The sequence below is a fragment of the Curtobacterium sp. MCBD17_032 genome (assembly GCF_003234855.1).
Classification (GTDB): Bacteria; Actinomycetota; Actinomycetes; order Actinomycetales; family Microbacteriaceae; genus Curtobacterium.
The window spans coordinates 230,310-243,295 of the sequence record NZ_QKTO01000003.1 but is presented as its reverse complement, the minus strand read 5'-3'; the positions used below and the strand labels follow the sequence as shown (position 1 = coordinate 243,295).

The window sequence follows — 12,986 nt, the reverse complement described above, 5'->3', positions numbered from 1 at the left end:
AGTCCGGACCGGCGGTGGCCGTCCGACGGACACGCCGTGCGCGGATACGATGGGCGGTCGTGGCAGGAGCGAAGAACACGACACGTCCCAAGGGCAGGTCCGGCAACCCCGCGAAGGCGGCAGCACCGCAGCGCAGCGCCCGTCGCGCGACCGCGCGCGACTGGATCGGCGGGGCACGGCTGCGGACCCTGACGCTCGGCGTCGTCCCCGTGGTGCTCGGCACCGGTGTGGCGTACGTCGACAGCCGCGTCCCGGGGGACTTCGGGTCGTTCCTGTCGACCGACGGGCGTCTCGCCGTCGCGCTGCTCGCCCTCGCCGTGGCGCTGTTCCTGCAGATCGGTGTGAACTACAGCAACGACTACTCGGACGGGGTCCGCGGGACCGACGAGTTCCGGGTCGGTCCGGCTCGGCTGACGGGGGCGGGCCTGGCCCGACCGCGGACGGTCCTGACGGTCGCCCTGACGTTCTTCGCCCTCGCGGCGGTCGCCGGCCTCGTCATCGTGGTGCTCACCCAGCTGTGGTGGCTGATCGCGGTCGGAGCGGCCGCGATCGTGGCCGCCTGGTTCTACACCGGAGGCAAGACGCCGTACGGGTACAACGCGCTCGGCGAGGTCTTCGTGTTCGTGTTCTTCGGGCTCGTCGCGGTGCTCGGCACCCAGTACGTGCTCATCGGTCAGGTCACCCTGAGCGGCTGGGCGGCAGCCGTTGCCGCGGGCTTGTTCGCGTGCGCCGTGCTCATGGTGAACAACATCCGCGACATCGACGAGGACACGGCGGCGGGCAAGCGCACCCTGGCGGTCGTGGTCGGACGGCCGGTCGCGCGGGTGCTGTTCGCGCTCTTCCTGATGCTGCCCTACGTGGTGCTCGTCTGGTTCGTGGTGCTGTACTTCCGCAGCGGGTACACGTACTTCTCCCTGCTGCTCGCGCTGCCGGCGCTGGCGATCGGCGTGTCCTCGCGGAAGCCGCGGGAGCTCATCACGGCGTTGCAGCTGTCGTCGTTCTCCGCCCTGGCGTTCGGCGTCGTGCTCGCCGCCACGCTGGCCGTCCAGCCGTAGCGGTCGGCCGCGGCCGGGTCGGCTACTGCTTCCCGGTGTCGATGCCCGCGGTACCGGCGGAGCCGTTGCGGCCCGTGTCGTGCAGGGGGTCGGTGTCGGCGGCGTCGACGAAGTCGTCCTCGAAGTCGCTGTCGGCGTCGCGCTCCGGACGCGCCCGGCGTTGGGCGATCGACGACGTCACCGCGCTCCGGAGGCCGGGCAGCGCGATGTACGACACGAGCAGGCCGATCAGTGCCGCGCCGATCGCCGCCCACCACCAGGGCAGGCCGACCAGGAGCAGCAGGAGGAGCGCCGCCGCGAAGATGCCGAGCCGGGCGAGGGTGTACACGAGCCACGCTTTCACCCTCCAAGTGTACGGACGTGGGGTCGACGGACGCCCTGCCGGACGCCAGGGGGGTCACAGACTGCCGACCTAGACTCCGGGGATGGTCAGACTGTGGCTCGTCATCGTCGTCGCCGCCGTGGCGTTCACGGTGTACGCGCTCATCGACTGTGCCACGATGCCCCGGTCCCGCGTGCGGTCGCTGCGCAAGGGCATCTGGGTCCTGCTCGTCGTCGTGCTCCCCGTCGTCGGCGGCGTGCTGTGGTTCCTGCTCGGTCGGACGCCGGCGCGCGGTCCACGCGGTGGCGGTGGCGGAGGTGCCGGGTACCGTGGTCCCGAAGACGACCCGGACTTCCTCGGGGGCACGACGCCTCCCGGACCGCAGAGCGATGACAAGGACCAGGACGACGCGACCCTCCGATCCCTCGAAGAACAGTTCCACGACGGCGACGACGACGGCCGCCCCGATCGCTGACGGCGCGCCCGCTGACGGTGTCCCCGCTGACGGACGGGCCGCCCCCGGCGCGTCCGGCAGTCCCGCGACGGACTTCGCACTCGCCTTCCTGCAGGAGCTCGCCCGCGCCGGCGTGACCGACGTCGTCGTCAGTCCCGGCTCCCGGTCGCAGGCACTGGCCCTCGCCGCGGTGGCGCTCGAACGAGCGGGTGGCATCAGCGTGCACGTCCGCCTCGACGAGCGGACGGCGGGGTTCTTCGCGCTCGGCCTCGCGGTCGAGTCCGGCCGGCCCGCCGCGGTCGTGACCACGTCGGGCACCGCCGTGGCGAACCTGCACCCCGCCGTGCTCGAGGCGCACCACTCCGGCGTGCCGATGATCGTCGTCTCGGCGGACCGCCCCGCGGAACTCCGTGGGATCGGGAGCAACCAGACCACCGTGCAGCCGGGCATGTTCGGGCCGGCCGTCGCGTTCGTGCGGGACGTGCAGGCGCCGAGTACGCACGGTGTGGACGACCGGGTCCGCGCCACGGTCCGGGCCCTCGTGCGGGAGGCCGTCGCCGCTGCCGCCGGTCACGCCGGGCAGCCCGGGCCGGTCCAGCTCGACCTCGCCTTCCGCGAGCCGCTCTCCGCCGGGCTCGACGGTGCCGAGGGGGTGCCGGACGCCGACATCGACCTCGAGTTCGCGCGCCGCCGCACCACCGCAGCGCTGCCGGAGGCCGTGCTCACCCCCGACGACGAACCGGCCACGGTCGTGATCGCCGGACACGACGCCGGTGTCGACGCCGAGCGCATCGCCTGGGAGCTCGGGGCGCCGCTGCTCGCCGAGGTGTCGAGCGGGGCGCGCTTCGGCCGGAACGCCGTCGCCGCCTACCGGGACCTCCTCAGGGACGCCTCCTTCGGCGGTCGGGTGCGTCGCGCCGTCGTCCTCGGACACCCGACCCTCAGCCGTGAGGTCCCGGCGCTCCTGCAGCGTGCCGACGTCGAGACGGTGGTGGTGCGCGGAGCGGGTGCCGACGTCTACGACCCGGCACGGGCCTCCCGGCCGACGGCGACCACGCAGGTCGTCTCCGGGGTCCGCGTGACCGGACCGACCGGGCCCGCGCACCGGGCCTGGGTGGGGCGGTGGGTGACCGCGAGCCGCTCGCTGCTCGGCGGCGGTGACGCCGGACCCGACCTCGAGGCGAAGCGGTCCGCGGACCGCGCCGAGCGGAACCGGTTCCTCAAGGACGAGGTCGCGCTGCGCCGCCGTCCGGTCGACCGGGCCATGCTCGCCGAGGCGGTGTGGGGCGCGACCTGGCCACATGACCGGCTGGTCTTCGGGGCGTCCCAGATCATCCGCGAAGCGGACATGACCGTTCCCGGCAAGAAGATCCGGGTGCACGCGAACCGGGGTCTGGCGGGCATCGACGGGACGGTCTCGACGGCCCTCGGCATCGCCACCGCGCTCGAGGCGACGGCCGGCACGGCGGGGACGACCCGCGTCGTCGTCGGGGACCTCACGTTCCTGCACGACCTCGGCGGCCTCGTCACCGGGACCGAGGAGCACCGCCCGCGGCTCCAGGTCGTCGTCGGGAACGACGGCGGCGGGGCGATCTTCCGGGGGCTCGAGGTCGCCGCGACCACGGCGCCGGAGGACATGCGGCGGATGATGACCACCCCGCAGGACGTCGACGTCGAGCGGGTCGTGACCGGGCTCGGGTGGGAGTACCGCCGCGCGGAGACGTGGGGAGACCTCGAGCGCGTGCTGACCGACCCCGCCGAGCGGGTGGTCATCGAGGTGCCGCTGGCGGACTGACCGGGCCGCTGCCGGCGGACGGCCGGTGCCGGCGCCCGGCCGGTGCTCAGGCCAGCGCGTCGGTGATCGGCCGGAACTTCAGCCGTGTCTCCGCGACCTCGCGGGCCGGGTCCGACCCGGCGACGATGCCGGCGCCCGCCCAGGCGCGCACCGACCCGTCGTCCCCGATCTGCGCGCTCCGCAGGGCGAGCATCCACTCGCCGTCCCCGGAGGCACCGAGCCAGCCGACGGGACCGGCGTACCGACCCCGGTCCACGCCCTCGAACTCCGCGACCAGGCGGACGGCGACGTCGGTGGGGGTGCCCGCGACCGCGGCGGTCGGGTGCAGCACGTCCGCCACGTCGAGTGCGGTGACGCCGGCGGGCAGCACGGCCTCGACGTCGCTGGCGAGGTGCCAGAGGTTCGGCAGCTGCAGTCGGAAGGGTTGCGGGTCGACGCGCAGGTCGGCCGCGATCGGGCGGAGCGACGCGACGAGGCTGGAGATCGCGAAGGCGTGTTCCTGCAGGTCCTTCGCACTGGCGGCGAGGGTCTCCGCGGCGATGCGGTCGCGCTCGGCGTCGGCCCCGCGGGCGGCGCTGCCGGCGAGCACCCGCGCGGTCAGGGTCCGGCCCTCGGTCCGGGCCAACGTCTCGGGGGTGGCGCCGACGAGCCCGTCGACCGCGAAGGTCACGCACGACGGGTACGCGGCGGCGAGGTCGAGCAGCACCGCCCGGCGGTCGGCACCGGCGGGCAGCGTCCCGACCAGGTCCCGCGCCAGCACGACCTTCTGCGCACGGCCGGCCGCGATCGCGCGGACGGCGGCGGCGACCGAGGCGGCGTAGGCGTCCTCGTCGACCGCTCCCGGGCGCAGCGGCACGGAGACGTGCGGGCCCACGCGGGGGACCGGGACCGACGTGCTCGAGAAGGGCAGGGGAGCGGGGGAGTCCGTCGTGTCGATCGCGGTGATCCACGCGCGCCCCCGTCGCCTGCCGACCACGACGCGCGGCACGATGAGCACGCTCGTCGCGGCGGAGTCGTTGGCGAAGGCGAAGGTCCCGAAGGCCACCAGACCGGTGCCCCGCAACCGCACCGGGTCGTCGACGGTGGCTGCGGCGGTGAGCTCGCGCCAGACGGCGGACGCGGCACGCATCCGGTCCGGGCCGGAGAACTCGAACCGGAGCGCTTCACCGATCCCGACGATCCCGTCCCCGTTCCGCACGAAGGCCAGCGGGTGTTCGGCGAGGGTGTGGCGGAGCACGGCGCCCGGGTCGTCGAGGATCCGGGTCGAGACCGTGAGCGGCTGCACCGCTGTGGCGGGACGGGTCACGGACCGATGCTACGCGCCGACCAGGACGGCGGTCGCCCGGTCCACGACGGGCCGGGGCGCCTGCCGTGCACGTCCGGGACGCGCCCGGGCTGGTGCGCTCCTGCACACCTGCCGGGAAGCGCCCGGCCGCGGGCTCTAGGATGACCGGGTGAGCAGAGCGGACATGCACAAGCGGCCGGACGAAGTGGCGGCCATGTTCGACGACGTCGCAGCGAAGTACGACCTGACCAACGACATCCTGTCGGCCGGCAACGCCCCGCTGTGGCGCGTCGCGACGGTCAAGGCCGTCGGCCCCCAGCCCGGCGAGCGCGTGCTCGACCTGGCGGCGGGGACGGGCACGAGCTCGGCGGCCCTCGCCAAGAAGGGTGCCGAGGTCACCGCACTCGACCTGTCGTCCGGCATGATCGCGGTCGGTCGTGAGCGCCACCCCGAGATCACCTTCGTCGAAGGGGACGCCGAGCACCTGCCGTTCGAGGACGAGTCCTTCGACGCGGTCACGATCTCGTTCGGCCTGCGCAACGTCAACGACCCGATGCAGGCGCTCACCGAGATGCTCCGCGTCCTCAAGCCCGGCGGCCGGGTCGTCGTCTGCGAGTTCTCGACGCCGCCGTTCGCCGCCCTCCGGTTGGGTTACACCACGTACCTCAAGCGCGTCCTGCCGGGCATCGCCAAGCTCTCCAGCAGCAACCCGGCCGCGTACCGCTACCTGGCCGAGTCGATCGAGGCGTGGCCGGACCAGCAGGTCCTCAGCCAGTGGCTCCGCGGCGTCGGGTTCACGATGGTCGCGCACCGCAACCTGACCGCCGGGATCGTCGCGCTGCACCGCGGTCGCAAGCCGGTCGCCGGCAGCGTCCGCGAATCGGCTGCCCGTCGTGCGAAGGCGCGTCGCGACCACCAGCCGACGGGCGAGCAGCCCCGCGTCGAGCCCGAGGCCCAGGCCTAGGCCCCGCGGCCCAGGTCCCCACCGCCACCTGCGAGTACGGAGCAGTAGTTGAACCCGAGTGTCCCGGTCGCACGACGCGCGCCGAGTCTCCGCGCCTCCCTGGGCATCGGGGAACGGCTGTTCGCCACCCCCGCGGACCGGCGCTTCATCGCCGCGGTCGACGACGGCCTCGAGCTCGTCGAGCAGGGGCTCGAGGACGCGATGCGCTCCGCCGACACCCTGGCGGACACCACGAGCCGCTACCTGCTCGCCGCGGGTGGCAAGCGCATCCGCCCGACCCTGACGCTCCTCATCGCGCAGCTCGGCGACGGCGTGACCGACCACGTCGTGAAGGCCGCGGTCAGCGTGGAGATGACCCACCTGGCGTCGCTCTACCACGACGACGTCATGGACGAGGCGCCGGTGCGTCGCGGCGTGCCGGCCGCCCACGTCACGTACGGCAACAACATCGCGATCCTGACCGGCGACCTGCTCTTCGCCCGTGCGTCCCTCATCACGGCGGACCTCGGGCCGGAGGGCATCCGCATGCAGGCCGAGACGTTCCAGCGTCTCTGCATGGGCCAGCTGCACGAGACCACGGGGCCACAGCCCGAGGACGACCCGGTCGAGCACTACATCCAGGTCCTCAGCGACAAGACCGGGTCGCTCATCGCCACCGCCGCCCGGGCCGGCGTGATGTTCTCCGGAGCGGACCGCTCGCTCCTCGATGCCGTCGGCACCTTCGGCGAGAAGGTCGGCGTCGCGTTCCAGCTCGTCGACGACGTCATCGACCTCGCCCCGGCGAAGGACAAGACCGGCAAGATCGCCGGCAACGACCTCCGCGCCGGCGTCGACACGCTGCCGCTGCTGCAGCTCCGGCGACGCGCCTCGGCCGACGCGGGCGCCTCGTCCCTCCTCGCCCGCATCGAGCGCGACGTCCGGGACGCCCCCGACGACGCCGTCCACTCGCCGGCCTACCAGAGCGCCGTCGCCGAGCTCCACGACCACGAGGCGACCCTCGCCACCCGCGCCCTCGCCGCCGGTTGGGCCGACGAGGCGGTGGCCGCCCTGGCCCCGCTCCCGGACGGCACGGTGAAACGAGCCCTCACCCGGTTCGCGGAGACGGTCGTCGACCGCAGCCGCTGACCCGCGGCGCCGGTCCCCGACCGCGTCCGCTGACCTGAACGAACTGGAGACCGATCAGTGCCCACCCTCCGACTCGCCATCGTCGGCGCCGGTCCGGCCGGCATCTACGCCGCGGACATCCTCCTGCGGGAGGCTCGCGGCTTCGACGTCTCGATCGACCTCTTCGAACAGCTCCCGGCCCCGTACGGGCTGGTCCGCTACGGCGTCGCGCCCGACCACCCGCGCATCAAGGGCATCGTCAACGCGCTCCGTGACGTCCTCGACCGCGGCGACATCCGCATCTTCGGCAACGTCCGGTTCGGTCAGGACATCACGCTCGACGACCTCAAGCGGCACTACAACGCGGTCGTGTTCTCGACCGGCGCGATCAAGGACGCCGACCTGGACATCCCGGGCATCGACCTGGACGGGTCGTACGGTGCGGCCGACTTCGTCAGCTGGTTCGACGGCCACCCGGACGTCCCGCGCACCTGGCCGCTCACCGCGGAGAGCGTCGCGGTGATCGGCAACGGCAACGTCGCCCTCGACGTCTCGCGCATCCTCGCCAAGCACGCCGAGGACCTGCTGCCCACCGAGATCCCGGCGAACGTGTACGAGGGGCTGCGGTCGTCACCGGTCACGGACGTGCACGTGTTCGGTCGACGCGGACCGGCGCAGGTCAAGTTCACGCCGCTCGAGCTCCGTGAACTCGGCGAGCTGCGCGACGTCGACATGGTCGTGTACGACGAGGACTTCGACCACGACGAGGCCTCGAAGCTCGCCATCCAGACGAACAAGCAGGTCACCGTGATCGACCGCGTCCTGCAGCAGTGGCGCACGCGTGAGGTCGGCACCGCCAGCCGCCGTCTGCACCTGCACTTCTACGCGAAGCCGCTCGAACTGCTCGGCGACGAGGACGGCAGGGTCCGTGCCATCCGGTACGAGCGCACGCGCCCGGACGGCCAGGGCGGCGTCGAGGGCACCGGCGAGGTCCGCGAGTTGCCGATCCAGGCGCTCTACCGCGCCGTCGGGTACGTCGGTTCGCCCCTGCCCGGCGTCCCGTTCGACGAGCGCTACGGCGTCATCCCGAACCACGAGGGCCAGGTGCTGGACGCCGACGCCACCCCGATCCCCGGGGTCTACGCGACGGGGTGGATCAAGCGTGGCCCGGTCGGCCTCATCGGGCACACCAAGTCCGACGCGATGGAGACCGTGCAGCACATCGTCACCGACCAGGGCAGCTGGTGGACGCCGGAGGACCCGTCGGAGGAGGCCGTCCCGGCGCTCCTCCGGGAGCGCGGTGTCGACTTCACCGACCTGGACGGGTGGCACGCGCTCGACGAGCACGAGATCGCGCTCGGCGAGGCCGAGGGCCGCGCCCGCGTGAAGGTCGTGCCGCGCGACGAGATGATCGACGTCTCGCTCCGCCGCAGCCACGCAGGCTCGCAGGGCTGACCGTGACCGGAACGCGCCCGGCACCCCGCACCGGGGTGCCGGGCGCGCCGTCGTCCGGGCGCCTGGTGGGGGTGGACGTCGCCCGGGCGGTCGCGCTGCTCGGGATGATGGCGGCACACGTCGGGGACGTGGCCGAGCAGGTCGACTGGGCCGACCCGACCAGCTGGAGCGCGGTGGTCAACGGTCGGTCCGCCGCGTTGTTCGCGGTCCTCGCCGGGGTGTCGATCGGTCTCGTGAGCGGTCGGGAGGCGCCTCCTGGCCCGCCGACGATCGGTCGGGTCCGCGCGCGCCTGGCGCTCCGGGCCGTCGTCGTGGTCGCCGTCGGGTTCGTGCTCATGGCGCTCGGCACGCCGGTCTACGTCGTCCTGCCCACGTACGGCGCCCTGTTCCTGCTCGCCCTGCCCGTCCTCCGGTGGCGGTCGTGGGCGTTGCTCGTGCTCGCCGCGGCCTGTGCCCTCGCATCGGCGCCCGTCGTCGTCGCGGTCCTGCCCGCGTACGCGGACGCGGGGATGACCGGTGTGCAGCTCGGGCTCGTCTACCCCGTCGTCACCTTCGCCACGTACGTGTTCGTCGGGCTGGCCGTGGCGCGGTCCCGGGCCGGCGCGACGGGCACCGACACGCTGCGGCAGGTCGCGCTGTTCGTCACGGGTGCCGTGGTCGCCGCGGCCGCCTACGTGATCGGTGCGGTGGCCGCGCCCGTCCCGGCGGACACCACCGGTGCGTTCCCCGGGGTGCCCTTCGTCCCGGCCGGTTCGGACACCGCGCAGGCGGTCGCGCAGGTCTTCCTGTCGCCGCGGGACCACTCGTCATCGATCGTCGACGTCGTGGGCACGGCGGCGGTCGCGGTCGCCGTGATCGCCCTGTGCCGCCTCGTGTTCGACGGGCACGGACCGGCCGTCGCACGGGTCGCGTTCCCCCTGGCCGCCGTCGGCTCGATGCCGCTCAGCGTCTACGCGCTGCACCTGGTCGTCATCGCGGCGTGGCCGGACCTGCCGCACGGACCGACGACGTGGTGGGCGTTCACCGTCGGGGCCGTCCTGTTCGCGATGGTCTGGCGCCGCTTCCTCGGCCGTGGACCGCTCGAGCGGCTCACCGCGGCGGTGGCGTCGGCGGTGCCCCTCCGACCCGACGGGGAACGGAGCGGGGTCCGGTCCTGACCGGCCGCCCCGTCGGGGACGCTCCGGCCGGACCCCGGGACGGCCGGGCCGACGTGCCGGACGCCGGAGGTGCCTCCCGGGCCACTACTGCAGCGCCGCGGTGAGCCGCGCGATGTTGTCGAAGACCCGCGACCGGCGAGGCCGGGCGAGCCACTCGTCGAGCGTGAGCTCACGGCTGGCCGCCCGGTAGTCGTCCTGCACCCCGCGCAGGGCCTGCACGAACGTCCTGCCGCGCACCATCACGGAGATCTCGAGGTTCAGCGTGAAGGAGCGCATGTCCATGTTGCTCGACCCGATCACGGCGACGTCGTCGTCGATCGTGAAGTGCTTCGCGTGCAACACCGTCGGCGCGCGGTAGAGCCAGATCCGCACGCCGGCCCGCAGCAGTCCCTCGTAGTAGGAGCGCTGCGCGTGCCAGGTCATGGCGTGGTCGCCGATCTCCCCGACGAACAGCTCGACGTCCACCCCGCGTTGGGCCGTCGTCGTGATGGCGTACAGCATCGAGTCGTCCGGCACGAAGTACGGCGAGGTGATCGTCACCCGGTCCTGCGCCGAGTACAGCAGCGCGTTGAAGAGGCGGAGGTTGTTCTCGCCGTCGAACCCGGGTCCGGAGGGCACGACCTGGCAGTCCAGGGCGTCGGCGCGGTCGGCGCGGTGCACGGGGTCGCTCTCGCGGAGCAGGAGCTCGTCGGTCTCGCTGTACCAGTCCGTGACGAACAGCGCGTTGATGCCGGCGACGACCGGGCCCTCGAACCGGGCGAAGAGGTCGCGCCAGCGCAGGCCGCGGTCGATGTTGGCCTTCAGGTCGTACGACCGGTCGATGAGGTTCTGCGAGCCCGTGAACGCCACGGAACCGTCGACGACCAGGATCTTCCGGTGGTTCCGGAGGTCCGGGCGCTGGAACTTCCCCTGCAGGGGCTGCAGCGGCAGCATCAGGTTCCACTCGATGCCCGCCGCGTCGAGGAACGCGAGCGTCTCCTTGAAGTGCGGGTAGCTCTTGCTCGCCCAGTGGTCCATGAGGAACCGGACGGTCACGCCGCGAGCCCGTGCCCGCGCCAGGGACTCGAAGAACGGCCGTGTGGTGGGGTCGAGCGAGGCGATGTAGAACTCGACGTGCACGAACCGTCGCGCGGCGTCCACGGCGTTCGTCATCTCGGCGAACGCGTCGTCGTAGTGCGGGTACAGCTCGGCCTGGTTGCCACCGACCAGCGGCATCGCCCCGAGCTGACGGTTCAGGCGGGTGATGCTCTCGAGCCACGCCGGCCACAGGTGGTCGCGGCGGACGCGCTCGATGCCCTCGGTCTGCTCGAGGATGTAGCGGTTGATCTCGGTTTGCTTCTCCCGACGGGAGCGGGGCAGCTTCGTCGACCCGAGGACGAGGAACAGGATGAACCCGATGTAGGGGATCAGGAAGATGGCGAGCAGCCAGCCGGTCGCGGTCTGCGGCTTGCGGTTGATCGGGACGTAGACGAGCGAGAACGCGCGGATCGCCAGGTCCAACAGGATGAGGACGACGACGAGTGCGACGACGAGCCAGTGCTCCACGGGGTCGGGTGTGCGGAGGAGCGGGCGGTCAGCGGAAGTTGATGAACTGGAGCGGCACGTCGAACTCTTCGCCCTTGAGCAGCTGGATCGTCTGCTGGAGGTCGTCGCGGCTCTTCGAGGACACGCGGAGCTCGTCGCCCTGCACCTGGCTCTTCACGCTCTTCGGCGCTTCTGCCCGGATGACGGCGCCGATCTTCTTGGCGACGTCCTGCTCGATGCCGTTCTTGAACGACACGTCGATGCGGAACTCCTTGCCGGACGGGTACGGGTCACCCGCGTCGAGGCTCTTCAGGCTGATGCCGCGCTTGATCGCCTTCGTCTGGAGCACGTCCAGGACGGCCAGGGCACGCTCCTCGGTCGAGGCCTTGATGAGCACGTCCTCGCCGCTGAACGCGACCGATGCACCGACGCCCTTGAAGTCGTAGCGTTGCTCGATCTCCTTCGCCGCCTGGTTGAGGGCGTTCTCCGCCTCCATCTTGTCGACCTTGCTGACCACGTCGAAGGAGCTGTCTGCCATGCCCGACAGCCTATCCGGCGGGACGTGGCCCCGTTCCTCGGCGGCCGTGGTCGCGAGCACTCCCGGACATCCGCTATGCTCTTCAGCGCGCCTTCGGTCGGTGACGACACGGGCCGGGTGCGCACATGGCGAGTTACCCAAGCGGCCAAAGGGATCTGACTGTAAATCAGCCGGCGTATGCCTCCGGGGGTTCGAATCCCTCACTCGCCACAGCCCAGCGAAGCTGGCGACACGGCCCCGTCTCCGGACGGGGCCGTTCTCGTTCCCCCGCCGGTCGCCGCACCCGGTCTCGGTCCACCCGGCCCAGAACCCGGCGTCCGGTCTCGTGCCCGCCCGGCCGGGTCCCGTTCCCGACACGGCGTCCGCGGACCGGGTGGGGCAGGATCGGGACCATGACCGATGCCCCGCTCGTCACCGATGCCCCTGACGCCCTCGCCGCCCTCGCCGAGTCGATCGCCCGGGAGGCCGCCGCGCTCGCGGTGCGCCGCCGTGCCGAGGGGGTCGAGGTCGCCGACCGGAAGTCGAGCATCGCGGACGTCGTCACCGCGGCCGACCGGGAGGTCGAGGCACTCGTCCGCCGACGCATCGCCGAGGCCCGGCCGGACGACGCCTTCCTCGGCGAGGAGTCCGGCTCCTCGGGCGGCGCCTCGGGCCTCACCTGGGTCGTCGACCCGATCGACGGCACGGTCAACTACCTGTACGGCAGCCCCGCCTACGCGGTGAGCATCGCGGTCGTGCGCGGTGTGCCGGACCCCGCGCTGTGGGAGCCCGTCGCCGGCGTCGTCATCGCGCCCGCGACCGGCCAGGTGTACCGCGCGGTCGCCGGGGGGCAGGCCACCCTCGACGGCCGACCCGTCACGGTGGCCGCGCCGGCGTCCCTGGCGGAGACGCTCGTCGCGACCGGCTTCGGCTACACCGCCGACCGACGGTGGGAGCAGGCCGCGGTGCTCGCCGGCCTCGTCACCGAGGTGCGGGACGTCCGCCGTGGGGGAGCGGCGGCGTTGGACTGTTGTGCGGTCGGGGCGGGGACCGTCGACGCCTACTACGAGCGGGGCATCAACCCGTGGGACATGGCAGCCGGGTCGGTCGTCGCCGCCGCGGCCGGGGCGGTCGTCCGGATCTGGGAAGCCGGGGACACGCGGTCCTTCCTGTTCGCCGCGCCGAGCATCGCGGAGGACCTCGTCACGCTCGTCCGCGCCCTGGAGGAGGACGTCCTCGGTGCCTGAGTGACGACACCCGCTCTGGGGGGCCTGCACGGACGTCCGCACGACTGGCGGGGAGCACCGACCTTTGCTACCGTTCTCGAGTCCCGTTACCTGCTCGTTACCGACGA

12 protein-coding genes and 1 tRNA gene are annotated in these 12,986 nt (G+C 72.8%); 9 read left to right on the top strand and 4 right to left on the bottom strand.

Annotated elements, in window-relative coordinates:
- Positions 1 to 59 precede the first annotated feature (59 nt).
- On the top strand, positions 60 to 1,055 hold the full coding sequence (locus DEI91_RS06595; RefSeq protein WP_258374313.1) for a 1,4-dihydroxy-2-naphthoate polyprenyltransferase: 996 nt from the start codon (positions 60 to 62) through the stop codon (positions 1,053 to 1,055).
- A gap of 22 nt (positions 1,056 to 1,077) precedes the next feature.
- On the opposite strand, the gene DEI91_RS06590 is transcribed toward DEI91_RS06595, so the two are convergent.
- Complete coding sequence (locus DEI91_RS06590; RefSeq protein ID WP_111051515.1) at positions 1,078 to 1,398, bottom strand: DUF4229 domain-containing protein; 321 nt, start codon at positions 1,396 to 1,398, stop codon at positions 1,078 to 1,080.
- 82 nt (positions 1,399 to 1,480) lie between these two features.
- On the opposite strand from DEI91_RS06590, the gene DEI91_RS06585 reads away from it, so the two are divergent.
- Both DEI91_RS06585 and menD read left to right on the top strand, forming a co-directional pair.
- A complete protein-coding gene (locus tag DEI91_RS06585) occupies positions 1,481 to 1,852 on the top strand; it encodes a PLDc N-terminal domain-containing protein (protein ID WP_111051514.1) in 372 nt (123 codons plus the stop codon).
- On the top strand, positions 1,767 to 3,626 hold the full coding sequence (menD, locus tag DEI91_RS06580) for a 2-succinyl-5-enolpyruvyl-6-hydroxy-3-cyclohexene-1-carboxylic-acid synthase (protein ID WP_111051513.1): 1,860 nt from the start codon (positions 1,767 to 1,769) through the stop codon (positions 3,624 to 3,626). The genes DEI91_RS06585 and menD overlap by 86 nt, the downstream gene beginning before the upstream one ends.
- Before the next feature lie 46 nt (positions 3,627 to 3,672).
- Here the strand turns inward: menD and DEI91_RS06575 are convergent, their stop codons facing one another.
- Positions 3,673 to 4,932, bottom strand: coding sequence for an isochorismate synthase MenF (locus DEI91_RS06575; protein ID WP_111051512.1), 1,260 nt, complete (start codon positions 4,930 to 4,932; stop codon positions 3,673 to 3,675).
- 148 nt (positions 4,933 to 5,080) lie between these two features.
- On the opposite strand from DEI91_RS06575, the gene DEI91_RS06570 reads away from it, so the two are divergent.
- The 4 genes from DEI91_RS06570 to DEI91_RS06555 are packed head-to-tail and all read left to right on the top strand — an operon-like array spanning position 5,081 to position 9,591.
- The gene (locus DEI91_RS06570; RefSeq protein WP_111051511.1) at positions 5,081 to 5,875 is read left to right on the top strand and encodes a demethylmenaquinone methyltransferase; all 795 of its coding nucleotides are present in this window, start codon (positions 5,081 to 5,083) and stop codon (positions 5,873 to 5,875) included.
- Between the two features lie 48 nt (positions 5,876 to 5,923).
- A complete protein-coding gene (locus tag DEI91_RS06565) occupies positions 5,924 to 7,000 on the top strand; it encodes a polyprenyl synthetase family protein (protein WP_111051510.1) in 1,077 nt (358 codons plus the stop codon).
- A 57-nt stretch (positions 7,001 to 7,057) separates the two neighbouring features.
- Complete coding sequence (locus DEI91_RS06560) at positions 7,058 to 8,434, top strand: FAD-dependent oxidoreductase (protein ID WP_111051509.1); 1,377 nt, start codon at positions 7,058 to 7,060, stop codon at positions 8,432 to 8,434.
- A 2-nt stretch (positions 8,435 to 8,436) separates the two neighbouring features.
- A complete protein-coding gene (locus tag DEI91_RS06555; RefSeq protein WP_146244226.1) occupies positions 8,437 to 9,591 on the top strand; it encodes a heparan-alpha-glucosaminide N-acetyltransferase domain-containing protein in 1,155 nt (384 codons plus the stop codon).
- Positions 9,592 to 9,675: 84 nt separating this feature from the next.
- Here DEI91_RS06555 and cls read toward each other — a convergent pair whose 3' ends face one another.
- Together cls and DEI91_RS06545 are read right to left on the bottom strand one after the other, a co-directional pair.
- Positions 9,676 to 11,136 carry a cardiolipin synthase gene (gene cls / locus DEI91_RS06550; protein WP_111051507.1) on the bottom strand — a complete coding sequence of 487 codons (1,461 nt, stop codon included), beginning with the start codon at positions 11,134 to 11,136 and terminating at the stop codon, positions 9,676 to 9,678.
- A 28-nt stretch (positions 11,137 to 11,164) separates the two neighbouring features.
- The gene (locus tag DEI91_RS06545) at positions 11,165 to 11,653 is read right to left on the bottom strand and encodes a YajQ family cyclic di-GMP-binding protein (RefSeq protein ID WP_111051506.1); all 489 of its coding nucleotides are present in this window, start codon (positions 11,651 to 11,653) and stop codon (positions 11,165 to 11,167) included.
- Between the two features lie 127 nt (positions 11,654 to 11,780).
- Here DEI91_RS06545 and DEI91_RS06540 point away from each other — a divergent pair.
- Together DEI91_RS06540 and DEI91_RS06535 are read left to right on the top strand one after the other, a co-directional pair.
- Positions 11,781 to 11,863: transfer RNA gene (locus tag DEI91_RS06540), tRNA-Tyr, on the top strand.
- A 182-nt stretch (positions 11,864 to 12,045) separates the two neighbouring features.
- Positions 12,046 to 12,879: an inositol monophosphatase family protein gene (locus DEI91_RS06535; RefSeq protein WP_111051505.1), complete on the top strand. Its 834-nt coding sequence runs from the start codon at positions 12,046 to 12,048 to the stop codon at positions 12,877 to 12,879.
- Positions 12,880 to 12,986: the final 107 nt, after the last annotated feature.